This window comes from Methylobacterium gregans (assembly GCF_022179245.1).
Classification (GTDB): domain Bacteria; phylum Pseudomonadota; class Alphaproteobacteria; order Rhizobiales; family Beijerinckiaceae; genus Methylobacterium; species Methylobacterium gregans.
This window is the reverse complement of record NZ_BPQM01000022.1, coordinates 38,288-62,587: the sequence shown is the minus strand read 5'-3', so window position 1 is coordinate 62,587 and position 24,300 is coordinate 38,288. Positions and strand designations below refer to the sequence as shown.

The 24,300-nt window shown below is 72.4% G+C and carries 28 protein-coding genes; 16 read left to right on the top strand and 12 right to left on the bottom strand.

Features of this window, described 5'->3' with window-relative positions; translation table 11 throughout:
* Positions 1 to 164: 164 nt before the first annotated feature.
* From hisH to coaA, 6 genes are all read left to right on the top strand, one after another.
* Entirely contained in the window at positions 165 to 818 is a 654-nt protein-coding gene (gene hisH / locus MFF54_RS05235; protein WP_238301559.1) for an imidazole glycerol phosphate synthase subunit HisH, read from the top strand.
* A gap of 39 nt (positions 819 to 857) precedes the next feature.
* Positions 858 to 1,601 (top strand): 1-(5-phosphoribosyl)-5-[(5-phosphoribosylamino)methylideneamino]imidazole-4-carboxamide isomerase, encoded by a 744-nt coding sequence (gene hisA, locus MFF54_RS05230; RefSeq protein ID WP_238301558.1) that lies wholly within the window; start codon positions 858 to 860, stop codon positions 1,599 to 1,601.
* Positions 1,602 to 1,640: 39 nt separating this feature from the next.
* Positions 1,641 to 2,126 carry a DUF29 domain-containing protein gene (locus MFF54_RS05225; RefSeq protein WP_238301557.1) on the top strand — a complete coding sequence of 162 codons (486 nt, stop codon included), beginning with the start codon at positions 1,641 to 1,643 and terminating at the stop codon, positions 2,124 to 2,126.
* A gap of 9 nt (positions 2,127 to 2,135) precedes the next feature.
* Positions 2,136 to 2,912: an imidazole glycerol phosphate synthase subunit HisF gene (hisF, locus tag MFF54_RS05220; protein ID WP_238301556.1), complete on the top strand. Its 777-nt coding sequence runs from the start codon at positions 2,136 to 2,138 to the stop codon at positions 2,910 to 2,912.
* A gap of 141 nt (positions 2,913 to 3,053) precedes the next feature.
* On the top strand, positions 3,054 to 3,377 hold the full coding sequence (locus tag MFF54_RS05215; protein ID WP_238301555.1) for a phosphoribosyl-ATP diphosphatase: 324 nt from the start codon (positions 3,054 to 3,056) through the stop codon (positions 3,375 to 3,377).
* Positions 3,374 to 4,375 carry a type I pantothenate kinase gene (gene coaA / locus MFF54_RS05210; RefSeq protein WP_238301554.1) on the top strand — a complete coding sequence of 334 codons (1,002 nt, stop codon included), beginning with the start codon at positions 3,374 to 3,376 and terminating at the stop codon, positions 4,373 to 4,375. The genes MFF54_RS05215 and coaA overlap by 4 nt, the downstream gene beginning before the upstream one ends.
* Positions 4,376 to 4,382: 7 nt before the next feature.
* Here coaA and thpR read toward each other — a convergent pair whose 3' ends face one another.
* Together thpR and MFF54_RS05200 are read right to left on the bottom strand one after the other, a co-directional pair.
* A complete protein-coding gene (gene thpR, locus MFF54_RS05205; protein ID WP_238301553.1) occupies positions 4,383 to 4,922 on the bottom strand; it encodes an RNA 2',3'-cyclic phosphodiesterase in 540 nt (179 codons plus the stop codon).
* 13 nt (positions 4,923 to 4,935) lie between these two features.
* A complete protein-coding gene (locus tag MFF54_RS05200) occupies positions 4,936 to 5,541 on the bottom strand; it encodes an arylesterase (protein WP_238301564.1) in 606 nt (201 codons plus the stop codon).
* Between the two features lie 309 nt (positions 5,542 to 5,850).
* Here MFF54_RS05200 and MFF54_RS05195 point away from each other — a divergent pair, with 309 nt between their 5' ends.
* From MFF54_RS05195 to MFF54_RS05180, 4 genes are all read left to right on the top strand, one after another.
* The gene (locus MFF54_RS05195; RefSeq protein ID WP_238301563.1) at positions 5,851 to 6,552 is read left to right on the top strand and encodes an ABC transporter ATP-binding protein; all 702 of its coding nucleotides are present in this window, start codon (positions 5,851 to 5,853) and stop codon (positions 6,550 to 6,552) included.
* A complete protein-coding gene (locus MFF54_RS05190) occupies positions 6,552 to 9,116 on the top strand; it encodes an ABC transporter permease (protein ID WP_238301552.1) in 2,565 nt (854 codons plus the stop codon). Before MFF54_RS05195 ends, MFF54_RS05190 begins: the two co-directional genes overlap by 1 nt.
* Positions 9,117 to 9,475: 359 nt before the next feature.
* Positions 9,476 to 10,243: a Bax inhibitor-1/YccA family protein gene (locus MFF54_RS05185; RefSeq protein ID WP_238301551.1), complete on the top strand. Its 768-nt coding sequence runs from the start codon at positions 9,476 to 9,478 to the stop codon at positions 10,241 to 10,243.
* Between the two features lie 158 nt (positions 10,244 to 10,401).
* Positions 10,402 to 10,845, top strand: coding sequence for a DMT family transporter (locus MFF54_RS05180; protein WP_238301550.1), 444 nt, complete (start codon positions 10,402 to 10,404; stop codon positions 10,843 to 10,845).
* Positions 10,846 to 10,949: 104 nt separating this feature from the next.
* On the opposite strand, the gene MFF54_RS05175 is transcribed toward MFF54_RS05180, so the two are convergent.
* Positions 10,950 to 11,309 carry a DUF2794 domain-containing protein gene (locus MFF54_RS05175; protein ID WP_238301549.1) on the bottom strand — a complete coding sequence of 120 codons (360 nt, stop codon included), beginning with the start codon at positions 11,307 to 11,309 and terminating at the stop codon, positions 10,950 to 10,952.
* A 380-nt stretch (positions 11,310 to 11,689) separates the two neighbouring features.
* On the opposite strand from MFF54_RS05175, the gene bluB reads away from it, so the two are divergent.
* A complete protein-coding gene (gene bluB, locus MFF54_RS05170) occupies positions 11,690 to 12,325 on the top strand; it encodes a 5,6-dimethylbenzimidazole synthase (RefSeq protein ID WP_238301548.1) in 636 nt (211 codons plus the stop codon).
* A 161-nt stretch (positions 12,326 to 12,486) separates the two neighbouring features.
* A complete protein-coding gene (locus MFF54_RS05165) occupies positions 12,487 to 12,999 on the top strand; it encodes a L,D-transpeptidase (protein ID WP_238301547.1) in 513 nt (170 codons plus the stop codon).
* Positions 13,000 to 13,056: 57 nt separating this feature from the next.
* Here the strand turns inward: MFF54_RS05165 and MFF54_RS05160 are convergent, their stop codons facing one another.
* Positions 13,057 to 13,368 carry a cupin domain-containing protein gene (locus tag MFF54_RS05160; protein WP_238301546.1) on the bottom strand — a complete coding sequence of 104 codons (312 nt, stop codon included), beginning with the start codon at positions 13,366 to 13,368 and terminating at the stop codon, positions 13,057 to 13,059.
* A 109-nt stretch (positions 13,369 to 13,477) separates the two neighbouring features.
* Positions 13,478 to 13,840 carry a hypothetical protein gene (locus tag MFF54_RS05155; protein ID WP_238301545.1) on the bottom strand — a complete coding sequence of 121 codons (363 nt, stop codon included), beginning with the start codon at positions 13,838 to 13,840 and terminating at the stop codon, positions 13,478 to 13,480.
* Between the two features lie 181 nt (positions 13,841 to 14,021).
* Here MFF54_RS05155 and MFF54_RS05150 point away from each other — a divergent pair, with 181 nt between their 5' ends.
* Complete coding sequence (locus tag MFF54_RS05150) at positions 14,022 to 14,270, top strand: hypothetical protein (protein WP_238301544.1); 249 nt, start codon at positions 14,022 to 14,024, stop codon at positions 14,268 to 14,270.
* Here the strand turns inward: MFF54_RS05150 and MFF54_RS05145 are convergent.
* The 4 genes from MFF54_RS05145 to MFF54_RS05130 form a co-directional block, all read right to left on the bottom strand.
* The gene (locus MFF54_RS05145) at positions 14,264 to 14,950 is read right to left on the bottom strand and encodes a L,D-transpeptidase (protein ID WP_238301543.1); all 687 of its coding nucleotides are present in this window, start codon (positions 14,948 to 14,950) and stop codon (positions 14,264 to 14,266) included. The genes MFF54_RS05150 and MFF54_RS05145 overlap by 7 nt on opposite strands.
* Before the next feature lie 127 nt (positions 14,951 to 15,077).
* Positions 15,078 to 15,572 (bottom strand): hypothetical protein, encoded by a 495-nt coding sequence (locus MFF54_RS05140; protein ID WP_238301542.1) that lies wholly within the window; start codon positions 15,570 to 15,572, stop codon positions 15,078 to 15,080.
* A 28-nt stretch (positions 15,573 to 15,600) separates the two neighbouring features.
* Positions 15,601 to 15,978, bottom strand: a complete 378-nt coding sequence (locus MFF54_RS05135; RefSeq protein ID WP_238301541.1) for a hypothetical protein — start codon at positions 15,976 to 15,978, stop codon at positions 15,601 to 15,603.
* Between the two features lie 135 nt (positions 15,979 to 16,113).
* The gene (locus MFF54_RS05130) at positions 16,114 to 16,860 is read right to left on the bottom strand and encodes a YfdX family protein (protein WP_238301540.1); all 747 of its coding nucleotides are present in this window, start codon (positions 16,858 to 16,860) and stop codon (positions 16,114 to 16,116) included.
* Between the two features lie 774 nt (positions 16,861 to 17,634).
* Between MFF54_RS05130 and MFF54_RS05125 the strand changes: the two genes are divergently transcribed.
* Positions 17,635 to 19,434, top strand: a complete 1,800-nt coding sequence (locus tag MFF54_RS05125) for an adenine deaminase C-terminal domain-containing protein (protein WP_238301539.1) — start codon at positions 17,635 to 17,637, stop codon at positions 19,432 to 19,434.
* Positions 19,435 to 19,441: 7 nt separating this feature from the next.
* On the opposite strand, the gene MFF54_RS05120 is transcribed toward MFF54_RS05125, so the two are convergent.
* Positions 19,442 to 20,581: a helix-turn-helix transcriptional regulator gene (locus tag MFF54_RS05120; RefSeq protein ID WP_238301538.1), complete on the bottom strand. Its 1,140-nt coding sequence runs from the start codon at positions 20,579 to 20,581 to the stop codon at positions 19,442 to 19,444.
* Positions 20,582 to 20,835: 254 nt separating this feature from the next.
* Here MFF54_RS05120 and MFF54_RS05115 point away from each other — a divergent pair, with 254 nt between their 5' ends.
* Positions 20,836 to 21,051, top strand: coding sequence for a hypothetical protein (locus MFF54_RS05115; protein WP_238301537.1), 216 nt, complete (start codon positions 20,836 to 20,838; stop codon positions 21,049 to 21,051).
* A gap of 59 nt (positions 21,052 to 21,110) precedes the next feature.
* Positions 21,111 to 21,890, top strand: coding sequence for an endonuclease/exonuclease/phosphatase family protein (locus tag MFF54_RS05110; RefSeq protein ID WP_238301536.1), 780 nt, complete (start codon positions 21,111 to 21,113; stop codon positions 21,888 to 21,890).
* A 4-nt stretch (positions 21,891 to 21,894) separates the two neighbouring features.
* On the opposite strand, the gene MFF54_RS05105 is transcribed toward MFF54_RS05110, so the two are convergent.
* Positions 21,895 to 23,436 carry a phospholipase D-like domain-containing protein gene (locus MFF54_RS05105; RefSeq protein WP_238301535.1) on the bottom strand — a complete coding sequence of 514 codons (1,542 nt, stop codon included), beginning with the start codon at positions 23,434 to 23,436 and terminating at the stop codon, positions 21,895 to 21,897.
* Entirely contained in the window at positions 23,433 to 24,203 is a 771-nt protein-coding gene (locus tag MFF54_RS05100; protein ID WP_370880229.1) for a TVP38/TMEM64 family protein, read from the bottom strand. The genes MFF54_RS05105 and MFF54_RS05100 overlap by 4 nt, the downstream gene beginning before the upstream one ends.
* Positions 24,204 to 24,300 lie beyond the last annotated feature (97 nt).

The following is a 24,300-nucleotide window of genomic DNA, read 5'->3' as shown; positions in this document are numbered from 1 at the left end:
GCCGAGGCGCTGCTGCGCCAGGACCTTCCCCCCGCCGAGGCCGAGGCCAAGGCGATGGCCCGCTGGCTCGACCCGGCGACCCGCCCGCCCGCGCCGCAGCGCCCCGCCTTCGCGGGCGAGCGCGACCCGGTCATCGGCCTGTTCCCGGCGAGCGAGGGCGCCCGGTGAGCGAGACCGTCGCCATCATCGATTACGGCTCGGGCAACCTGCACTCGGCCGCCAAGGCCTTCGAGCGCGCCGCCCGCGAGGCCGGACTCGACAGCCGCATCGTGGTCACGGGCGAGCCGGACGTGGTCGCGGCCGCCGACCGGGTGGTGCTGCCCGGCGTCGGCGCCTACGCCGATTGCCGCCGCGGCCTCGACGCCGTGCCGGGCATGGTCGCGGCGATGGAGGAGGCTGCCCACGCGCGCGGCCGGCCCTTTCTCGGCATCTGCGTGGGCATGCAGCTCCTGGCGACCCGTGGGCTGGAATACGAGACCACGCCCGGTCTCGGCTGGATCCCGGGCGATGTCGGGCCGATCCGCCCGGCCGATCCAACCCTCAAGATCCCGCATATGGGCTGGAACACGTTGAGCCCGGGTAACCATCCGTTGCTCGCGGGTATCCCGACGGGGAACGACGGGTTGCACGCCTATTTCGTGCACAGCTACGCCCTGAAGGCCGACCGGCCGGAGGACGTGGTGGCCGAGGTCGATTACGGCGGCCCCGTCACCGCGATGGTCGCCCGGGACAACGTCGCCGGAACGCAGTTCCACCCCGAGAAGAGCCAGCGCCTGGGCCTCGCGCTCCTCGCCAACTTCCTCAAGTGGCGTCCCTGAGGGCCGGCTGAACCTTCTGGGACGAAAGGGTATTTTCGCGTGATCCTGTATCCGGCCATCGATCTGAAGGAAGGACGCTGCGTCCGCCTCGTGCAGGGCGACATGGCGCGCGCCAAGATCTTCAACGACGATCCCGCGGCGCAGGCCGCGGATTTCGAGACGCAGGGCTTCTCCTGGCTGCACGTGGTCGATCTCGACGGTGCCTTCGCGGGTGAGCCGCGCAACGCCGCCGCCGTGGACGCGATCCTCGCCCGGGTCTCGCTCCCGGTGCAGCTCGGCGGCGGCATCCGCGACATGAAGACCCTGGATGCGTGGATGTCCAAGGGGATCGCCCGGGTCATCATCGGCACCGCCGCCGTGCGCGACCCGGCCTTCGTGCGCGAGGCCGCCCGCCTGCATCCCGGCAAGGTCGCGGTCGGCATCGACGCGAAGGACGGCCGCGTCGCCGTCGAGGGCTGGGCCCAGACCTCCAGCATGACCGCCGAGGAGCTGGGACAGCGCTTCGAGGACGCGGGCGTCGCGGCGATCATCTACACCGACATCGCCCGGGACGGCATCCTGAAGGGCCTCAACGTCGAGATGACGCTGGCGCTGGCTCAGGCGGTGCGCATCCCGGTCATCGCCTCGGGCGGCCTCGCCTCGATCGAGGACGTGCACCGCCTGCTCCAGCCCGACTGCGCGCTGATCGCGGGCGCGATCACGGGCCGCGCCCTCTACGACGGCCGCATCGACCCCCGCGCGGCGCTGAAGGCGATCGCCGAGGCGAAGCGGACGGGGCTGTGATAGGCTGACGCCTCGACAGGAGCGCGCCTGGAGCCTGCGATGAGCGCCGTGAAGGCGACGGCCCGGCCGTCCGAGGCCGGGACCGCCTACGAGGACGATTTCTACACCTGGACGCAGGAGCAGGGCGCACGGCTGCGCGCCGGCGACTTCGCGGGTCTCGATCTCGACAACCTCGCCGAGGAGATCGAGAGCTTGGGGCGGACCGAATTCAACAGCTTGGTGAGCGCTTGGCGCGTGATCCTGCTGCACATGCTGAAGTGGGAGCATCAGCCCGAGCTACGAACCCGCAGTTGGGCCATCTCGATCCATGCCCATCGGAACAACGCGGCGGACGTGCTGAAGGACAATCCCGGTCTTAAGAGCCGTTTGGCAGAAGGCCTGGAGCGCGCCTACCGCGGCGCGAGGCTTGAGGCCGCCAACGAGACCGGCCTGCCGCTCAAGACCTTTCCCACGGCCTGCCCCTACACCCGGGAGGAGATGCTCGCGCGCCCCTTCCCCGCCGACCCCGACGACACGACCGACTGAAGGCCCGTCTTGCTCAAGACCCGAATCATCCCCTGCCTCGACGTCAAGGACGGCCGCGTCGTCAAGGGCGTGCAGTTCCTCGAGCTCCGCGACGCGGGCGACCCCGTCGAGGCCGCCAAGGCCTACGACGCGGCCGGCGCCGACGAGCTCTGCTTCCTCGACATCACCGCGAGCCACGAGGCCCGCGGCACGCTGCTCGATGTGGTGAGTCGCACCGCCGAGGCCTGCTTCATGCCGCTGACCGTCGGCGGCGGCGTGCGGGCCGTGGAGGACGTGCGGGCGCTGCTGCTCGCGGGCGCCGACAAGGTCGCGATCAACACGGCCGCCGTGAAGGACCCGGACCTCGTGGCCCGCGCGGCCGAGAAGTTCGGGGCCCAGTGCATCGTGGTGGCGATCGACGCCAAGCGCGTCTCCGGCCCCGACGAGCCGGCGCGCTGGGAGATCTTCACGCACGGGGGGCGCAACCCGACCGGGCTCGACGCGATCGCCTTCGCCCGCACGGTGGCCGCCAAGGGGGCGGGCGAGCTGCTCGTCACCTCGATGGACCGGGACGGCACCCGCTCGGGCTACGACCTCGCGCTGACCCGCGCCATCGCGGACGCGGTCGCGGTGCCGGTGATCGCCTCGGGCGGCGTCGGCGGCCTCGACGATCTCGTGGCGGGTGTGGCCGAGGGGGGCGCCAGCGCGGTACTGGCCGCCTCGATCTTCCACTTTGGGCAACACAGTGTCGCCGAGGCCAAGGCCCACATGGCGGCGGCCGGCCTCGCGATGCGCCTCGACGCGTGAACCCGCCCGGCGTGGCCTCGAGGATAGTCGGATGGGGAGCGCCGGACTTCTGTCAGCCGGGCGGCTTGCTCGCGGGCGGCCCTTGACGCAATTTCCCGCCGGATGCGGCGCCGTGGCGGGCCCCAGGATGCACGGTGTTGCATGAGCGATTACACCCTGAACGATCTCGCGCGGCTGGTGGCGAGCCGCGCCGGCACTGCGCCCGAGGCCTCCTACACGGCCAAGCTCCTGGCGGGCGGCCCGGCCAAGGCCGCCAAGAAGCTCGGCGAGGAAGCGGTCGAGGCCGCCATCGCCGCGGTCCAGGGGGACAAGGCGGGGCTGACGGCGGAAGCCGCGGACGTGCTCTACCACCTCGTCGTGGTGCTGCAGGCGGGCGGCGTCAGCCTCGACGCCGTGATGGCGGAGTTGGAGCGCCGCACGGCCCAGAGCGGGCTCGCCGAGAAGGCCGCGAGGCGCCACACATGAGCTTCGCGCCGGCTCCGATCGGCGAGACCGGCCAGGATCCGGTGACGGGCGCCGGGTCGGACCGGCTCTCGCCCTATCGCCGCTTCAGCCGGGACGAGTGGGCGAGCCTGCGCGCCGACACCCCGCTCACCCTGTCGGCCGACGACCTGACCCGGCTGCAATCGATCAACGACCCCATCTCGATCGAGGAGGTGGTGGCGATCTACCTGCCGCTCTCGCGGCTGCTCTCGCTCTACGTCGCGGCGACCCAGGGGCTGTTCAAGGCGACGCAGCGCTTCCTCATCGCCGAGCGCGAGCGCAAGGCCCCCTACATCATCGGGCTCGCGGGCTCGGTCGCGGTCGGCAAGTCGACCACCGCCCGCATCCTGGCGGCGCTGCTCGCCCGCTGGCCGAACACCCCGAAGGTCGATCTCGTCACCACCGACGGCTTCCTGTTGCCGAACGCGGAGCTCGCGGCCGCCGGCCTGATGGAGCGCAAGGGCTTCCCCGAGAGCTACGACACGGCAGCCCTCCTGCGCTTCCTCCACGACGTGAAGGCCGGCCACGGCCGCGTGACGGCGCCGCTCTACTCCCACCTCGTCTACGACCGGGTGCCGGGCGAGGAACGGGTGGTGGAGAGCCCCGACATCTTGATCGTCGAGGGGCTGAACGTGCTCCAGCCCGCCCGGCTGCCGCGGGACGGAACGGCGATCCCCTTCGTGTCGGACTTCTTCGACTTCTCGATCTATCTCGACGGGCACGAGGACGACCTGCACCGCTGGTACGTCACCCGCTTCATGAAGCTGCGTCAGACGGCCTTCCGCGACCCGCGCTCCTACTTCCGCAAATATGCCGAGGTGCCGGAGGCGGAGGCGCTCGCCATCGCCGACCGGCTCTGGACCACGATCAACCTGCCGAACCTCGTCGAGAACATCCTGCCGACGCGCCAGCGCGCCAGCCTGATCCTGTCGAAGGGCGCGAGCCACCGCATCGAGAGCGTGGCGCTCCGGCGGCTCTGAGCCGGGCTCAGGCGAACGGGAACTCGGCCTCGGCGATATAGGGACCGCCGCCCGTCGATTCGCGGGCCGAGAACACCGTCACAGTGCGGGCCTCGAAGCTCAGCGGCTCGAACAGGCCGCTCTGGGCGACGTACATCGCCACCGCCTCTGGGCTCGCCTCGCGCTTGAGGCGCGCCAGCGTGACGTGGGGCGTGAACCGGCGCGTCTCCGGCGCGACGCCCGCCCGGCGCACCAGCCGCTCCTGCTCGGCCTGCAGGTCCATCAGGCCCGGGTCCTGCGCGACCGCGGCGAAGAGCGCCCGCGGCCGGTCGCCCCCGAAGGCGCCAAGCCCCTCCAGCTGGACGGTGACCGGATCCCGCGCCCGCATCCCGGCGAGCGCCTCCAGCACGTCCTCGGCCACGTCCGCGTCGATATCGCCGAGGAAGCGGAGCGTCACATGGTAGTCGGTGCCCTCGACCCAGCGGGCGCCGGGCAGCCCGCCACGGAAGCGGGAGAGGCGCGCGCCGATCTCCGCCGGGACGGCGAGGCCGGTGAACAGGCGCGGCATGGTCCAGCTCCCCTCAGCGCTCGGGCTTGCCCAGCCGGGCGAGGAAGCTCTCGACCGCGGGCAGGATGCCCGCGACGACCGCCTCGACCCCCTTGGTGTTCGGGTGCAAGCCGTCGTCGAGATTGAGGCCGCGCTCGCCTGCAACGCCCGCCAGGAAGAAGGGGTAGAACACCAACTCGTGCTGTTTCGCGAGGTCGGGATAGAGCGCGTCGAAGCGGGCGACGTAGTCCGGCCCGAGATTGGCCGAGGCCCGCATCCCGGCGAGCAGGACCGGGATGCCGCGGCCTTTGAGCCGGGTGATGATCGTGTCGAGCGCCTTCCGGGTCACCGCGGGATCGGTGCCCCGCAGCATGTCGTTGGCGCCGAGTTCGAGGATGACGCCGTCGGTCCCGTCCGGCACCGACCAGTCGACCCGGTCGAGCCCGCCCGTGGAGGTGTCGCCCGAGACGCCAGCGTTGGCGACCGTGACGGCGTGTCCCTTCTTCCTCAACTCCCGCTCCAGCACCGCCGGAAAGGCGGCATCCGCCGGCAGGCGGTAGCCGGCCGTGAGGCTGTCGCCGAGCGCCACGAGCTTGAGCGGGCGGGCGGCTTGCGCCCCCGCCGGGAGCACGGCCGGCATCAGCAGCACCAGCGCGGCGAGGAGGAGCAGGCCGAGACGGGGCCAAATCCCGGGGGGCGAGCCATCATGGCGCACCCATCCCCCGGACACTTGGCGTCCGGACTCTTGGCGTCCGCCCCGGGATGAGCCCATATCGCCCCGGCAATCGCCGGGTGTCGTCGCGCACCGATTTCGCCGCCGCCACACCCGAGCCTCATCCGCCATGCTTCCCGTCATCGCGCACAGATCGGCCTCCCGGTGAGCACAGACAAGACCCGAGACACGAACGGGACCCCGTCGGCTGGCCAAGGAGAAGGCCCCGCCGTCAGCCTGCGCGACATCGATCTCAGCCTCGGGCGGGGCGCCGCCCGCGTGCACGTGCTGCGCGGCCTCTCACTCGACGTCGCCCGCGGCGAGGCGGTCGGCCTCGTCGGTCCCTCGGGGTCGGGCAAGTCGACGCTGCTCATGGTGATGGCCGGGCTGGAGCGGCCGGATTCCGGGACGATCCGGATCGAGGACGCGGATCTGGGCCGCCTCGACGAGGACGCGCTCGCCCGCTTCCGCGGCCGGCGCATCGGCATCGTGTTCCAGGCCTTCCACCTCGTGCCGACGATGACCGCGCTGGAGAACGTGGCGCTGCCCCTCGAACTCGCCGACAGGCCCGAGGCGCATGCCCGCGCCAGGGCGGAGCTGGAGGCGGTCGGGCTTGGGCACCGCATGCACCATTACCCGGCCCAGCTCTCGGGCGGTGAGCAGCAGCGCGTCGCCATCGCCCGCGCGATCGCGCCGGATCCGGCGATCCTGGTCGCCGACGAGCCGACCGGCAACCTCGACGAGGCGACGGGCCGGCAGATCGTGGACCTTCTGTTCGGGCTGAAGCGCGACCGCGGCGTCACACTCGTCCTCGTCACGCACGATCCCGGCCTCGCCCGGCTCTGCGACCGCACCATCCGGATGCGCTCCGGCCAGATCGAGGCGGAGGCAGGGGCGGCCCAGACGACTGCCCCGACAACCGCTTCGGCGAGCGCCTGATGCACGGCACCTTCACCCCGCCCGCGCGGGCGCGCCGCCTGCCCCTGACGCTGCGCCTCGCGCTCCGGGAGTTCCGCGGCGGCCTCTCGGGCTTCGGCGTCTTCCTGGCCTGCATCGCGCTCGGCGTTATGGCGATCGCGGGCGTCGCCTCGATCTCGCGCTCGCTCTCGGACGGGCTCGGCCGCGAAGGACGGCGCATCCTCGGCGGCGATCTCAGCTACAGCCTGATCAACCGCGAGGCGACGCCGGAGGAGCGCGCCGTGCTGGCCCGCGAGGGCCGGATCGGCACGGTCGCGACGCTGCGCGCCATGGCGGTGGCGGGCGAGGGCGCGGCCCTGGTCGAGCTGAAGGCGATCGACGACGCCTACCCGCTGGCGGGTGTCCTCGTCACGGAGCCGCACGCGGATCTCGCCCAGCTGCTCGGCCCCCGGGACGGCGTGCCCGGCGCCGTCGCCGACCCGGCCCTGCTGACCCGGCTCGACCTGAAGGTCGGCGACCGGGTCACGCTCGCAGGCCACCCTTTCGCGATCCGCGCCACCGTCGCGAGCGAGCCCGACAAGATCGCGGGCGGCCTCGGCTTCGGCCCGCGCCTGATCATCACCCAGGAGGCACTGCGCGCCACGGGCCTCGTCCAGCCAGGCAGCCTCAACCGCTGGAGCTACCGGATCGCGGTTCCGGGGGCCTCGGATGCCGCGCTCGACGCGGCCGCCGCCCGCATTGCCAAGGCCGCGCCGGAGGCCGGCTGGGAGATGCGCACGCGCTCCAACGCCGACCCGCGCTTCGCCAAGAGCATCGAGCGCTTCACCCAGTTCCTCACGCTCGTCGGCCTCACGGCGCTCATCGTCGGGGGCGTCGGCGTCGCGAACGCCGTCCACGCCTTCGTGGAGCGCAAGCGCGGCTCGATCGCGACGCTGAAGAGCGTCGGCGCCCCGGGCTCGCAGGTGGTCGGGCTCTACCTCGTGCAGGTGATGCTGATCGCGGGCCTCGGGACGCTCGCGGGGCTGGTCCTCGGCGCGGGCCTGCCCTTCGCGATCGACGCGCTGTTCCACGACGCGCTGCCGCTGCCGCTCAACCCGACTCTGGCACCGGGCGAGCTCCTGCTCGCCGCCGCCTACGGCCTGCTCACCGCCTTCGCCTTCGCGATCACGCCGCTCGGCCGCGCCCACGACGTGCCGGTCTCGGGGTTGTTCCGCGACACGGTCGATCCGTCCGCCCGGACGCCGCGGCCGCGCTACCGGCTGATGCTCGCCGCCGCGCTGCTCGCCTTGGTGGTGCTCGCCGTCGCCACGGCCTTCGACAAGCGGGTCGCGCTGATCTTCATCGCGGCGGCCGGGCTCGCCTTCGGGCTGCTGCGCCTCGTCGCGACGGGGCTGATGGCGCTCGCCCGCCGCCTGCCGCACCCGCGGCGCGCCGCCCCCCGCATGGCGCTCGCGAACCTCTACCGGCCGGGCGCGCTCACGCCGACCATCGTGCTCTCGCTCGGCCTCGGCGTGACGCTCCTCGTGACCTTGAGCGTGATCGACGCCAACGTGCGCCGGACCATCAGCGCCAGCCTGCCCGCCAAGGCGCCGAACCTGTTCTTCCTCGACATCCCGTCGGCCGATGCCGACCGCTTCCACGATTTCCTGGCCAAGGCCGCGCCTACGGGCAAGATCGAGCGCGTGCCGATGATGCGCGGGCGCATCGTCGCCCTCGACGGCGTGCCGGCGGGCAAGATCCGGCCGCCGGAGGACGCCGCCTGGGTGCTCGACGGCGACCGCGGCATCACCTACGCGGACGACCTGCCGGACGGCTCGGTGCTGACCGCGGGCACGTGGTGGACCCCGGAGGAGGGCCGCACGCCGCTCGTCTCGTTCGAGTCGGAGCTCGCGCGCCAGCTCGGGTTGAAGATCGGCAGCGAGGTCACGGTCAACGTGCTCGGCCGCACCGTCAGCGCGCGCATCGCGAACCTGCGCAAGGTCGAGTGGCGCAACCTCGGCATCAACTTCGTGATGGTGTTCTCGCCCGGCACGTTCCGGGGGGCGCCGCACGCCGACCTCGCCACGCTGAGCTTGGCCCACGGCACTGACGGGGCGGCCGAGAACCGCATCCTGCGCGACGTCGCCCACACCTTCCCGTCGGTCACCAGCGTGCGGGTGAAGGACGCCCTCGACGCGGTCGGCGACCTCGTGGGCAAGCTGGTGCTGGCCATCCGCGGGGCGAGCGCGGTCGCGGTGCTGGCGAGCCTGTTCGTCCTGGCGGGCGCCGTCGCGGCTGGCCACCGCGCCCGGCTCTACGACGCCGTGGTGCTGAAGGTGCTGGGCGCCGGCCGCGGGCGCCTGCTCGCCGCCTACGGTCTGGAATACGGGGCGCTGGGGCTGGCCACCGCACTCTTCGGGATGATCGCCGGCGCGCTCGCCGGCTGGGTCATCGTCACGAAGGTGATGCGGCTCGATTTCGTGCTCGACCTCTCGGGCGCCCTCGTGGCCGCGGGCCTCGCGGTCGTCCTGGCGGTCGGCCTCGGCCTCGCGGGAACGTGGCGCATCCTGGGGCAGAAGCCCGCCCCCTACCTGCGCGGGCTGTGAGCGAGAGCACCGGCGGGTCCCGCCCGGCCCGTGCCGCGGTTCGGGACGGGCTGACACGGGCCCGTCCGGCACGATACGAAGATGCCGAAGCGGGCCAGGCTCCTGAAACCATCCATTCGGAAGCTGCACGAAGCTGCAGAACCATTCCGGACGTCAGCTAAACGAAATTTAATCCCGCGTTTTACCAACAAATTTACGGCATTCCGCCTCTGAAAACAGGCCGCGCAAGCTCGGCGGCCCTCTTGTGTGGAGCCCCGCGACGCAACATATTCGGTCGCGAGGCGCTCTCCGGCGCCAGAGGTCCCGCGTGGGCCTCGCCCCGAACACCACGCTGAGAGAGCATCCTCAAGGGAACTCCCATGGCATTCGACAACAGCCCCTTCCGGTACGGCGCCCAGGCGCCGGGATACGCCGGCACGCAGGTCGAGGTCGACCAGGGCCTGCGCAGCTTCATGCTCGGCGTCTACAACAACATGGTCGTCGGCCTCGGCATCTCGGGCCTCGTCGCGCTCGGCCTCAACATGGCCGCGACGGCGACGACCGAGACGGGCCGGCTCGCCCTGACGCCCTTCGGCCAGACCCTCTATAACAGCCCCCTCAAGTGGGTGCTGATGTTCGCCCCCCTCGTGTTCATCTTCGTCTTCTCGATGCGGATGGACCGGATGTCGGCCTCATCCGCCCGGATGATGTTCTTCGCCTTCGCGGCCGTGATGGGCGCGTCGATGTCGACGCTGCTCCTCGTCTTCACGGGCGCGAGCGTGGTGCGGGTGTTCTTCATCACCGCGGCGACCTTCGGCGGTCTCAGCCTCTACGGCTACACCACGAAGCGCAGCCTCTCGGGGATGGGCTCGTTCCTGATCATGGGTCTGATCGGCCTGATCATCGCCTCGCTGGTCAACATCTTCCTGGCCTCGAGCGCGCTGCAGTTCGCGATCTCGGTGCTCGGCGTGCTGATCTTCGCGGGTCTCACCGCCTACGACACGCAGAAGCTGAAGGAGATGTATCTCTACAGCGGCTTCGATGCCGAGGGCGCGGCTAAGCTGTCGGTGAACGGCGCGCTGACGCTGTACCTCGACTTCATCAACATGTTCCAGTTCCTGCTCTCGCTCCTCGGCGACCGCCGCTAAGCCCGAGAGATCCGGAACGGATCGAGAGAGCCCCGGCGCAAGCCGGGGCTTTTTTCATGGGAGCCTTCATGCAGAACGACATGCGCGCCCCTCAGCGGTGAACCGCCGCAGCACGCGGTTTGCCGGGAAACGGACCGTGCCGGGCTCGTTGCCCGGCCATGTGGTTCCTCTACGCTCTGACGATCGTCGCCGGCCTCGCCAACGCGATCCAGCCCGGACAGAACGCGACGCTCGCGAAATCCCTCGGCCTGCCGGTCACGGCCGGCCTGATCACGCTTCTAGTGAGCACCTCCGCGCTTCTCGTCGGCGGTCTCGCCACCGGCAAGCTCGCGATCCCAAGCGCGCAGCAGATCACCGCGGTGCCCTGGTGGGCCTGGGCCGGCGGCTTCCTCAGCGTGCTGCTGATCCTGGCCCAGCTCTACGCCTCCCCGGCGATCGGCGCGGCGAGCTTCCTCGGCATCATCGTGACGGTCGGCGTCTGCGCCTCGATCGCCCTCGACCATTTCGGCCTGATCGGCTTTCCGGTGCATCCGGCGAGCCTCTGGCGCGTCCTCGGCGCCGCCCTGATGGTGGTGGGCGTGGGGCTCGTCGCGCTGTTCTGAGGTGCCCCGGGTCCTGGTTTCGAAAGGTCGAGACCTTTCGCGGGTGCAGGGCAGAGCCCCGGACCGTGCCAAAGGGCCGGAGGCCCTTTGGGATCCCGCGACCCTCAGACCGCCCGAAGCGGCTTCTCCAGCACGGCGATGACCCGGGCGAGATCGTGCCCGCGCTTCAGCACGAGGCCACCCGCCGCGATCACCGCGTAGGCGCCCTGGCGCCGGGCGAGCTTCGGGTCCTTCTCGATGCGGTAGAGCGGCATCTCGGAGGCGCGGCGGTAGATCGAGAACACCGCCTTGTCGCGCCGGAAATCCAGGGCGTAGTCGCGCCACTCGCCATCGGCGACGCGGCGGCCGTAGAGGTTGAAGATCGTGCGCAGCTCGTCGCGGTTGAAGGCGATCTGCGGTGGGCTCGGCGCGTTCGGAAAGGGGATCACCCGCATCGTCGCGTCGTCGACCGTCCGCTCGCTCATTCCCCCTCCGTCCCGCACCCGTGTCCTTAAGTCGGCTCGTGATCCGGGATGATGGGCGGCGGCCGCGTCGGCCGCAAGGGGCCGCGGCGGGATCACCTGTGTCGCGCACGCAACGCGGAAGATACAAATCACCACGATTTCGCCCAGATCGCGCCTTTTCCGAGCCTTGTTGCAGCAGCACAACGAGCCCTGAAATCTCGTCGGGCCCGTGCCCGGCCGGCGTCCGAAACCCGAGCTCCCCAGCCCTCGGTCGCCGTCCGGCTCCCACGATCCCGGCACTCCAGAGGTTTCGAGACCCAAGGACTCCAGGCCGCCCCACCCGGGCGGCCTTTTTTCCGGGCTGCTCTCGGGCAGCGGATCCCGCTATGAGCTGCGGGACGATGAGCGCGCCGCCCACCTTCGACGAGGCCTTCCGCCGATCCTTGCGCGACCTGTTCGCGTGGCGGCGCGACGTGCGCCGCTTCCGCAGCGAACCAGTTCCGGAGGCGGCGCTGCTGGCGTGCTTGGACGAGGCGCAGCTCAGCCCCTCCGTCGGCAACAGCCAGCCCTGGCGCTTCGTGCGCGTCGCCGATCCGGATCGCCGGGCGGGCGTTGCGGCGAGCTTCGCGCGCTGCAATGCCGACGCGGCGCTCGCCTATGCGGGTCCTCGCCGGGAGCAGTACCGCGCGCTGAAGCTCGCCGGCCTGCGCGAGGCGCCCGTGCATCTGGCGGTGTTTTGTGACGCAGGCACCGAAGCGGGCCACGGCCTCGGCCGAGCGACCATGCCGGAAATGCTGCGCTACTCGGTGGTCGGCGCGGTGCAGACCTTCTGGCTCGCCGCGCGCGCCCGCGGGCTCGGCGTCGGTTGGGTCTCGATCTTGGAACCCGCCACCATCACGGCGCTGCTCGACGTGCCGGTCTCCTGGCAGCTCGTGGCCTATCTGTGCGTCGGCTGGCCGGTGGAGGAGCATGCCGACCCGGAGCTCGCCCGCCACGGCTGGCAGGCGCGTGAACCGGTGATCCTTACGGAGCGCTGAAGGGCGTGCGCCGCCTTCGAGGGACCAAGCACCGGCGTCTTTCACCCATCGGCACGATCCTCGCGCACAAACCCCTCGTCAACCAAGCTTTTTCCGGAACGCGTAAGCGGCCCCGCGACTTACTCGGCAGGCATCACGGTCACGCTTGGCGGAGAGGTACGATGTCGGGTCGATACAGGGTTTGGGCGGGGCTTGCCGGCCTCGGATTGGCGGCTCTGGGCGCGGGTCAGGCGGAGGCCCGCGAGGTCGTGGCGTTCCCCTACGCGGCGGCGCCGGGCTCGGTGGTGGTGAGCGCGTCGGAGCGCAAGCTCTACCTCGTCAACGGGGACGGCACGGCGATCCGTTATCCGGTGGCTGTGGGCAAGCCCGGAAAACAGTGGTTCGGCACCACGGCGGTGGACGGCAAGTACGTGCGGCCGGCCTGGTCGCCGCCCGCGGAGGTGAAGCGCGACAACCCGCGCCTGCCGAACCTGATCGCCGGGGGCTCGCCCGGCAACCCGATGGGCGCGGCGGCGCTGACGCTGTCAGGCGGGCAGTACGCGATCCACGGCACGAACCGGCCGAGCTCGATCGGCACCTTCGCGTCTTACGGTTGTATCCGCATGTACAACCAGGACGTCGTCGACCTCTACCAGCGGGTCGAGGTCGGCGCATCCGTGACGATGATGCGATGAGCCCAGGTTGAGGCAGCAATCGTCGCGGATCTCTCGACCCGCGACGAGGCGCGAACATTACACGGCCGGCGGGGCGGTCGCCTCGATGGCTGTGAAGGTCTCAAGAATACGGTAGGTGTGCTCGATTCCAGCCGGCACCAGCCAGGAATCGCCGGGTTCTAGCAGCACGGACTCGCCCGCCAGAACCAGCTCGGCGCGGCCCTTCAGCACGTAGCCGACGGTCTCGTGGGCCGAGACCGAGGTCGGTTTGTCGGCGTTCGGCGGCTCGTCGCGCCACATCCGGAGGGCGAGGCGCTCGCCCCGGGCGAGGCCGATCTCGCCGTTCTCGCCCGCGGGCGCGGTGGCACTCGCGATCTTTCCTGTCGTCATGATGCTCTCCTTCGCGTCTCCCAGAACGGGGCGAAGGGCCGCCTGTTCCCGTCGGTTAACCCGCGTCTTGGCGCGGGCAACCCGAGGCTTCAGGCGGGCAACCCGCGCGCTACCACCGCTCGCCGTAGGGACCGTCCCACCCGCGCCGGACCGGGGCGTAGCCGACGGGCACGCGCTCGTAGGAGATCACCCGGCGGGTCTCGTAGACCGGCTCCTCGTAGACCACGCGCGGGCGGCCATACGCGGCGGGGGCGTAGCCGTAGGGGCGGGGCGGCGGGGGCGGGGCGTAATCGTAGCCGTAGGCCGGCTCGGCATGGGCGGAGGCCGCGGCGCCGATGAGCGCGCCCGCAGCGAGGCCGCCGATCAGGCCGGCAGCGAGCGCGCCGCCGCGTCCGCGGGCCTCGGCCGCCGTGGAGGTGAGGGCGCCGACGCCGATCAGCGCGGCGGCCGCGAGGAGGGGAAGTCTCGTCATGGCCTCGGGTCCGGTTCGTCTGGGGGCGGCCGGATCGCCCGGCCGCTCACATCCGCAGACTAGGACGGGGCTCGTGCAGGGAGCCTGAAGGCGCCGGACAGCAACGGTTCAGCTTGGGCCCGCGGCGCGGGCGACGGCAGGCCGCGCGCAACGACAGGACCGTCCCGACCGTTACCCCCGCATGGCGCGCATCGCGATCCTCGTCGGCACGCCGGCCGGCACCCGGCTGCTCGCGGCGTCGAGCGAGCGGGACGCCGCCGGGATGGTCGAGCACCTGCTGATCGGCCTCGACCGTTCGGCCCTGCCGGCGCCGCTCTGGGTGCAGTGCGCCGACGCCGCCCTGGCCGCCCGGCTGACCGCTTATCTGGCGGGCTTCCAGGCGGAGCTGACGGCCGCACCCGCGGGCGGGGCCGTGCGGGGGTTTCAGTAGCCGTCGTCGACGTAGACCGCGCCGCCATAGGCCGGCGCGTAGCCGTAGCCGTATTGCTGGCCGTACCCGTACCCGTAGGGGTCGGGCGCCGCGTAGCCCCGCGGGGCGCGGCGGACGGGGGCGGGCGCGTAGACGCCGCGGCCCATCTGCATCCCGGCCGACATCACCCCGTCCGACTCGTAGAGCCCGCGGCCCCGGACGGCCCGGACCCCGCCGCGGCTCGCGACGCGCGGGGCAATCTCGCCCTCGACCACGATGCGGGTGTTGCCCGGCCCCTCCTGCTTCACCAGCCGGAACAGGGCGGCGGCCTTGCCGGGCGCGAGGCGGACGCAGCCGTGCGAGGCCGGGCGCCCGAGCGCCGAGAGGTGGGAGGAGCCGTGGATGGCGTGGCCGGAGCCGGTGAAGAAGATGGAGTGGGGCATCGGCGCGTCGTCCCATTCCCGCGAGAAATGGGTGCGGGCCATGCGCTGCGGCCGGTAGCTGCCGTTCGGCGTGTCGTGCCCGGCCTTGCCCGTCGAGACCGGCCAGGAGAAGCGCGGCTGCCCGTTCACGCTGACCGCCATGGTCTGCCTGTCCTTGTCGATCCGGATCAGCACGTCGGCCCGCGCCGGGGCGAGGGCGAGGCAGAAGGCGAGAGACGCGGGAACGGTGCAGAGGAAGGCGGAGCGGCGGGAGCGCATGGAGCCTCGGGAAGCCAAGCGGGACAGTCGCAACCTGAACTACAGGATTTGGTGCCCAAAGTTCCCCGCGCGGGCGCGCCGGAGCACGTGCCAGACCACGTAGAGCGCCCGCGATCCCCGCCCGTCCTCACCGTCCCGCGACGCCCGCCTCCAGAATCCGGAGGACCCAGGTGCCGCGGTCCTCGCGGGCCTTCGCGGCAGCGGCGTCGATCTGGTCGGACAGGGCGGTCGGGATCGGTACGGTGAGGAGGATCTGCGTCTCGTCCTGCGCGGGATCGTAGACGAGCGTGGTCACCTGAGCCGCGAAGCTGCGCAGGACCGACCGCTTCTGCGGCAGCGACAGGCTGTCGTCCCGTGCGAGGACCGGGCAGTAGGAGGCCACGGCATGGTCGATGATCGCCCCGCTCGACAGGCCCTCGCCGCGCAGGCGCTGCACCGCCGCGCGCAGGGCCTGATTCGAGCCGGCTGCCTGCCCCGGCTCGCTCATCACCGCGAACAGAGGGCCGTCCGGCGGAGCCTTACCGCCTCCGGGACACGCGAGACCGGCCGCCTCCGCCGTCCCGGCACCGAGCACGAGCAAGCCGGCCAAAGCGAGATTCAGGCTGCGGGCCTTGGACGCCATGGTGTTTCCTTTCTGGGTCGATGCCGGATCATCGTGGGGCGCTGCCGGGCGGGCGCATCGGCAGCGGCCGGAACGGCAGGGTCTCGCGATCAAGGTTGAGGCAGGTCAGCATCTCCACGTAGGAGGGCGACCCGCCGATGACGGTTTCGGCCCGGCAGGCACGCCGCAGCCGCGGCGCGAAGCGCGCCCAGTCGCGCCGCAACGTGCGCCGCGCCGCGCGCTCGTCGGCGAGGCAGCCCCGGTAGCTCGCGCCGCTCCCGTCGGTGCCGACCTCGGCGCCGCGTTCCGGTGAGCAGGATCCGGCGATGTCGAAGCGCGGGAACCCCGCCGCCCGGACCGGCGTGGCCGCGGAGCCGCAGAGAAGGCCGCCGACGGCGACCGCGAGCGATAGAGCCGCCCACTTCATGCTTCGCCTCCCGCGCGATGAGAGTTCGGTCACCCGCGCCCCACAATTGGGCGGGCCGATGCATGGAACACGCACCGGCCCGCCTCCGTCAGATCAATTGGCCGAGATCATGCTGCAGAGATCGCGCGGCATACCTCACTTGGCCGCCTTGCCCTGCGTCACGCTCCCCGTATGGGCCGCGTTCCGGGGGGTGCCGAACACATCGACGACGTCGATGCGCATCCGGTCCTCGGCGGTCTTCAGGAGCGCGTTGGCCTCGTAGTACTTGCCCTGACCGATCAGCGTGGCGACCTGATTCACGTCGGCCGTGGTCTTGTCGAGCGGAAGCACCGCCATCGTGAAGTTCACGTCGATCCCGGCGAGCTTGAGCCTCTCCAGGGCGCCCCGCTTGTCGCCCTTCTGGAGGCTCTTGTTCGCATCCGTGACCGCGGCAGCCTTCTCGGGCGTTGCCACGAAGTCCTCGCCCAGCGTCAGCTGCGCGTCGATGGGCAGCCACGCGACCTTCTCGGTAGAGGCCGCCTTTGTGCCGGCCTTGGTGTCCGCCTTGGCATCGGTCTTGTCGGTCGGTGCCTTCAGATCGGCCTCCGCCTTCATGAACACGGCATCGTCCGACTTCGCCTTGGTCAGCGCGGCCTGGGCCTTGCCGATCAGGTCCTTTGCCTGCGTTGGGTCGGCGTCGAAGATGGCGATGCGGGCGAGATGCATGTCGCGGAAGGCCTGGGTGCCGTCCTTCGAGAGCTTGCCGACATCCGTGTCGACCGCCTTCTGGGCGGCCGTCTCGGACGCCACCGCCGGCTTGGCCGCCTGCTCGGCGGCGTAGGCCGCACCGCCCAGCATGGTGGTGATGGCGAGAGCGGCGACGAACGATTTTCTGTAGGTCATGAACATCTCTCCACGTTGCAGCGAATTCAGGGAACGATGCCCTTTATTCAGCGCGCTCATTTGACCCACTCAGAACGCCCGCCCTCGGACTCTGTTGCATTCGATGCGAGAAAAAATCTCGTTGTCTGCACGACTCCTGGATAAACGATCGAACAATCGAAAATTGTATTGCCTTTACCCCTCATTTTGCGGTCCGCGGCGTCAGATCACTGGTTTCGCCGCGCAAGTCGCCCGCGATCGGGGCGCCCCGTCGCGGTACGGGACAGGTTCTCGAGGTCGGCGGCCCGAACGACGGCATCCAGATCCCGAGGTCGTCGGGGGACCGGCCTCGGCAGGCCGGAGGCGGCGGCTCCGATGCCGATCCGTGGAACGCGACTCGGGCGCCTGCCAGAGGGTGAATCTCCGTCGTCGGAGGCGGCTATCCACGTCCCGTCGCCATCCGTTCGGCGGCCTTCCAGCCTCCCCGCGCTCCCTTGCCCGCGTTCCCTTGCCCGCGCTCCCTTGCCCGCGCTCCCTTGCCCGCGCTCCCTTGCCCGCAATCCTTTGCCTGCCGCAGGGGAAACCGCGGACCGTCCACTCCGCGTTGGGCAGCCGCTCTCGCCCGCACGAGCCCGCAGGGTCGGACGCGTGGCATGGATCGGGATGGATCGGGATGGATCGGGATGGCTCCGGCGCGCTCCGCCCCGCCGCACCGGGCGCCCGGCTCGCAAAGCGATCCGCCGCATGGCACGCTCCCTGCCCGCCACGCACCACCCCAACCGGTGAAGGGCCCCGATGACCGCTCCGCTGAACCGCTTCTCCGTCGAACCGCTCGCCCGGATGACGCGGCGCCTCGCCGACGTCGCCGGGGGCCGGGCCGCGCCGGACCTCGTGATCACCAACGCACGGGCGCTCTCGACCTACTCGGAGCGCATCCTGCCCGACCGCGAGATCTGGATCGCGGGCGGGCGCATCGCCGCGCTCAAGGGCGCCGGGACCTACACGGGACCCAACACCTACGACGCGCGGGGACTCATCCTGGCGCCGGGGCTGGTCGACCCGCACCTGCACATCGAGAGCAGCATGGTCACGGCCTGCGCCTACGCGGAGGCCGCGCTCGTCAACGGCACCACCACGATCGTCTGCGACAGCCACGAGATCGGCAACGTGCTCGACAGCGACGGCGTCGCCTGGATGCTGGAGGACGCGCGGCAGGCGCCGCTCAGCATCTACCTCTCGGTGCCCAGCACCGTGCCGGCGACGAGCCCCGCCATCGAGACCGCGGGCGGCGACCTGACGCCGGAGAAGATCGCGGCCCTGTTCGATGCGTGGCCGGAGGCGATCGCGCTCGGCGAGAAGATGGATTTCGTCGCGGTGGCGGAGGGCGATCCGCGCGCCCACGCCATCCTGGCGGCGGCGCTGGAGCGGGGGCGCCCGGTCTCGGGCCACATCTACGGACGGCACTTCGTGGCGCCGTACGCCGCCAGTGGCGTCACCGACACGCACGAGGCGGTCGATGCCGAGATCGCCGACGACCTCCTGGAAGCCGGCCTCTGGATTTTTCTGCGCGGCGGTCCGCCGACGACCCCCTGGCACTCGCTGCCGGAGGCGATCGGCACGGTCACGGAGTACGGCGCGGCGTGGAAGCGGGTCTGCGCCTGCACCGACGACCGCGACGCCGACGACCTCCTGGCCTACGGGCTCGACTGGGTGGTGCGGGAGGCGGTGCGGCTCGGTATCCCGAAGCCCGCCGCCTGGGCGATGGGCTCGCTGCACCCGGCGACCCGGTTCGGCCTCGACGGCGAGATCGGCGGGCTCGGCGGCGGGCGCCGGGCCGACCTCGTGCTCCTCGACGACGACCTCGTGCCCCAGGCGACGTGGTACGGCGGCGCGCTGGTGGTGGAGAACCGCCGGCCGACGCACCGGCTGGAGGCGGCCCTGGCGCAGCCCTATCGCTATCCGGAGCCCGCCTACCGCACCGTACGCCTGCCCGCGCCGCTGCCCGCGCTGGTGCCGCCGCTGCCCTCCGGCCCCTGCACCGTCAACGCCATCCGCACGGTGCTGCCGGGGATCGAGCTCGCCCACGCCCGCGTGCCGCTGGCGCCGGGGGCGGACTGGGCGGAGACGCTTCACGCGCACGACCTCTGCCACGTCGCGGTGATCGAGCGGCACGGGATCAACGGCAACGTGGCGCACGGGCTCCTCAGCGCCTTCGGGCTGACGCGCGGCGCGGTGGCCTCCAGCGTCGGGCACGACGCGCACAACATCGTGGTGGCGGGCGTCAACGAGGCCGACATGCGGCTCGCCGTCCAGGCCATCGCGGCGGTGCAGGGGGGCGTCTGCGTGGTGGCGGACGGGGTGGTGACCGCGCTCGTCGAACTGCCGGTCGCCGGGCTGATCTCGGACCGGCGCGTCGGGGCGGTCGCCGAGTCCGTGCGGGCCCTGAAGGCGGCGTGGCGCGCGGCCGGCTGCGCCATTCCCTACATGGGCTTCAACCTGATCCCGCTCGCGGTGATCCCGCGGATCCGCATCACCGACCGGGGCATCGTGCGGGTGCCGGAGATGGACCGGGTGCCGCTGTTCGAGCCGGCCTGAGGCCGCCTCACGGCCCGCGCCCGAGCCCGGCGAGCAGCACCGCGAGCTGGGCTTGGCGCCGCGTGCCGGTCTTGGCGAAGACGGCCTTGAGCTGCGTGCGCGCCGTGCTCACCGCCACGCCGAGCGCGACCGCCGCCTCGCCGAGATCGCGCCCGTCGCCGAGCATCCGGGCGAGGCGCCCCTCCGCGGCGGTGAGCCCGTAGAGCTCGCGCAGCAGCCCCTCGGCGGGCGGGTGCGCTTCGGCCGGGTCGACGATCAGCAGCACCGCGCGCGCCTGCTGGAACAGGTCGCCCGCCGCGCCGGGCAGCGGCGCGGCGTGCACGAGGAGGGGGGCCGCGGGCAGCGCCCCCGGCGCGACGGGCCGGGGCACCGCCACCGGGCGGCAGACCGGCCCCAGGCTCCCCCGCCGGGGGCCGACCGCGCCGCCGAGCACGCTGCCGATCAGCCGCCCGAGCGCGGCGTTGCTCGGCCCGTGCTGGGCGATCAGCGCCCCCTGCAGCACGGTGAGGCCCGCCCCCATCAGGGCGGCGGCGCGCCCGTTCATCCGCAGCACCGCGCCCGCCCCGTCGAGGAGCAGTCCCGCGCAGCGCAGCAGGTCGAAGGCCTCCAGCGTCGAGCCCGCCCGCGCCTCCGCGATCCGCAGCGCGAGGCGCCCCGCCCGCTGAAGATGGGGCACCACCCGCTCCATCGCCTCGACCTCGGCGGGCGTGAAGGCGCCGCTGCGGGGCGCGCGCTCCAGCGACAGCATCAGGCTGCGCCCGCCCGCCGGCACGAGGTAGCACCCCGCGAAGTGGCGCAGGCCGTGCGCGTTCACGTACTCGGCGTTGAAGGGCAGGTGGTCGAGCTCGCGCGGGCTGAAGATGTGCTGCTCGGTGAGCACCCGCGCAGGGTCGCGCATCGCCGGGATGCCGCGCAGCACCCGCGGGTTGTGGGCGAGCCAGCCCCGGCCGAGCCCGTCCGCGATGGCCGCGTCGAGGAAGGGGCTGCAGGCGAGTTCCAGCGGCGCGTCGGGTCCCGGCAGCATCAGCGCGCCCTCGGCGCCGAAGACCCGCGCGCAGGCCTCCAGCGTCTCCCGCCACAATTCGGGGTGCAGGGCCGCCTCGTAGAAGCGGTCGATCAGCCCGGAGACCGCGTCCTCGCTCTCCATCGCGCGCAACCTTCCCGGCCCGCGCACGTCTCCTTCGGCCGCACGCGGACGCAACCGGCCCATACGCTCACGAACCTCTCAGGGGCACATACCCCAAACGGGGCATGAAAGTTCAGGCTTCCGTGATCGTGATCGGGCCGCGATCCGGCCGGGATCCGCCGCGCGCGGGTCCCGGTTGCATCCGCAGCGCCGTCCCGGAGAGCGGAGAGGCCCGATCCCGGGCTGACGGGCGGACGCACAGAGGGAACGACGTCATGGCTCCGAGCCTCGCCGCGCCGCTCGCGCAGGTCTGCGCCTTCGCCCTCGGCTGCGCCCTGATCCACGCCGCACGCCGCCACGCCGCCATCGTCACGGCGGTGCTGACGGCGGTGGCGGTCGCGGCGGCGCTCCTCCTCCTGCTCGCCGCCTCCGTCGCCTCGGCGCCCGATACCGACCTGCTCGATCCGGTCACGATCGCCGAGGCGGCCTGAGGCGGGGCGCCCTATCTGGAGGGGAAGCGGGGCCGCCGGCCCCCTCCGCGAGCGCGCCCTTGATCCGTCTCCTCAGCTACAACATCCGGCATGCCCTAGGCCTCGACGGGCGGATCGCGCCCGAGCGGATCGCCGCGGTGGTCGCGGCCTGCGAACCCGACATCGTGGCGCTGCAGGAGGTCGATGTCGGGCGCGCGCGTACCGGCGGCCTCGACCAGGCGGAGGAGATCGCCCGCCTCCTGCGGATGGATCAGCATTTCCACCCGGCGCTCCACATCGAGGGCGAGCGCTACGGCGACGCGATCCTCACCGCCCACCCCTCGCGGCTGGTGCGGGCGGCCGGCCTGCCGGGCCACCCGCGCCGGCTCGGTCTGGAGCCGCGGGGGGCGCTCTGGGTCGAGGTCGCGGTCGGCGGGCGGCGGCTGCAGGTGCTCAACACGCATCTGGGGCTGACGAGCGGCGAGCGGCTGGCGCAAGTCGCGGCGCTCCTCGGGCCGGACTGGCTCGGGAACCCGGCCTGCCGCGACCCCGTGGTGCTCATGGGCGATCTCAACGCCACGCCCTGGTCGCGCGCCTACCGGCGGCTGGCGGGGCGCCTCACCGACGCGCGCCGCCTCGCCGGGCCGGGGGGCGCGCGCTCCGGCGCGACCTTCCCGACTCGCCTGCCGCTCCTGCGCATCGACCACGTCTTCGTCTCCGCCGGCATCGGCGTGGCGCGGATGGAACCGGTGGGGGAGGGCCTCGCCCGGATCGCCTCCGACCACCGGCCGCTGCGCGTCGAGATCCTGCTGGATCCGGTCGCCGCAGGGGCGGAGCGGGTGGCGGAGGAAGCGGGCTGAGCCCTCAGCCCCCGAGCCTCTCCCGGACCAGTGCCCGCATCAGGGCCGGCCGGCGCCAGGGCCGCCACGCGTCGCCCGTCCCGTGCGGGTCGCCGATGTTCAGGGCCTCGACGAAGCGGGCGACGAGCCCCCGGTGCGAGGGGACGACCGGGCAGAGCCGGCGCGGCGGCACGAGGGCGGCATCGTCGAGCGCCGCCCGCAGGCTGCCCCGCTCGGCCACCCGCGCCGCGAAGGTCGTCACGTCGCAGCCCGCGTGGTGGGCGAGCAGCCGGTCGCGCACCCGGGCGATGGCGGCCCGCAGGCCGGCATCGTCCGGCCCGTTGCCGGCCGCGAGCGCCAGGTCGCACTCGGTGTCGTAGCCGAAGGAGCGGTTGTTCAGGTTGGTCGAGCCGACCCGCAGCAGGGTGTCGTCGAAGACCGAGACCTTGGAGTGGATCAGGATCGGCTGCCCGGCCGCGGTGTGCGGCGCCAGGATGCGGAAGCGGTCGAAGCGGTCGCGCGCCTTCAGCCGCTTGATGAGTCCGCGCCGGGCGCTGTCCATGGTCAGGCGGTCGAAGCCGTTCGGGCTGCGCTCGGCCACCACCACCACGATCTCGGGCCCGTCCGGCTCCTCCAGCCGCCGGCCGAGGGCCTCGGCCACCAGCGGCGCGGTGAAGTACTGGTTCTCCAGGTAGATGCTGCGGCGCGCCTCCGCGATCGCCCGGAGGAACAGGGCCTCGTTCTCGCGGATGGCGGGCGCCCGGCCGAGCGCCGGCACCGTGCGGGCGAGCGCCACCGGCACGTCGGCGAAGTCGGCGGCGAGGGTCTCGGGCCAAGGATCGGAAGAAGGATCGGAGGAAGGATCATGGGAGGGATCCTCCGCGGGCGCCGGCTCGGCTGCCAGCACCTCGCCGGTTGCCGCGTGCCAGCGCTCCCGGGCGAGCGCCGCGAGCGCGCGGGCGGCCGCCCCGTCCACCGCCAGCATGACGTCGTGGCGCGGCGGGTAGGCCTCTCCCGAGGGCAGGCGGCGGCGGGCGTCGCGGTCGCGGTGGGCGGGCGTGTCCCAGCGGTTCGCCTCGAAGTCGCTGCCGCCGCAGAAGGCGACCCGGTCATCCACCACCAGGATCTTCTGGTGCTGGCAGGCGCCGAAAGGCAGCGTGTCGTCGATGCGGTAGTCGATGCCGGGGCCGAGCCGCTCGCGGATCGCCGGGGGCTTCATGTCGCTGTTGGCCGAGATCGGCCAGGGCATGTTCCAGATCAGCAGGCGGATCGTGAGTTCCGGCCGCTGCAGCTTCAGCCGGCGCAGCAGGTCGCCGAGCGCCTCGTCCCCGGAGGGGTCGGCGCTCTCCGGCCGCAGGCCGGTGCGCGGGTCGAAGCTCCAGCCGATCAGCAGGATCGAGCGCCGGGCCGCCACGAGCGCGCTCCGCGCCGCCGAGAAATAGGCGGCCCCGTCGTGCAGGAGGGCGGCGCGGGGTGCGCGCTCCACGCGCCAGCAGGTCTCGCCGGGCCGGAACGGGCCGGCGGGCGCCTGGGCCGGCAGGTCGCTCGGCTTCACCGCGATGGTCATGATCCCGCGCCCTGCTCCTGTTCCAACGCCCGCGCGTCCGTTTCCCGCTCGGACGCGCGCGCCCGGCCGGGGCGGTTCCGAGCCTGCGCCGCCGGGCCGGAACCGCCGCGGGCCCGCAGCTTTGCCCGGACCCGCTGCCGCGTCAGCCAGACGAGGCCCAGCGTGGCGACGAGGCCGAGGCCGAGCGAGATCCAGTGGACCGGGTCCTCGCTGCCCGCCGCGCGGCCGATCACCCCGAGATAGATGCACACCACCGTGCCCGGCAGCATGCCGAGCACCGTCGAGAGCAGGAAGGCGCCGATCCCGACGTCGGTGATGCCGAGCGCGTAGTTCTGGGCGTTGAAGGGCACGAAGGGGCTCAGCCGCATCAGCAGGAGCAGGCGCCAGTCCCCGTCGCCGACCGCCTCGGCCGTGGCCTTCCAGGCCGGTCGCCGATCGATGATCCGCCGCACCGGCCCCTGCAGGACCGAGCGCGCGGCCAGGAAGGCCAGCAGCGAGCCCGCGGTGGCGGAGGCCAGCACGATCGGCATCGCCCACCAGCCGAAGGCCACCGCGCCCGCGATGGTCAGCGGCGTGCAGGGGATCACCAGGAGCGTGGCGAGGAGGAAGATGCCCGCGAAGGCGGCGGGCCCCCACGGGCCGAGCCCGGCGCTCCAGCTCCCGAAGTCGCGCAGCCAGGTCTCGACCGGCAGCAGGCGCCAGAGCGCCACCGTCGCGACCACGGCGCCGATCACCACCAACCCGTCCCGCAGAGCCCCTGAGCGCACCCTCGAACCGCCTCTCTCGCATTCCGGCGGCCCGCCGGACCCCGCCCTCACAGAACGGTGATGCGGCGGCATGTTTCCACGCCCGCGGCAAAGCTTG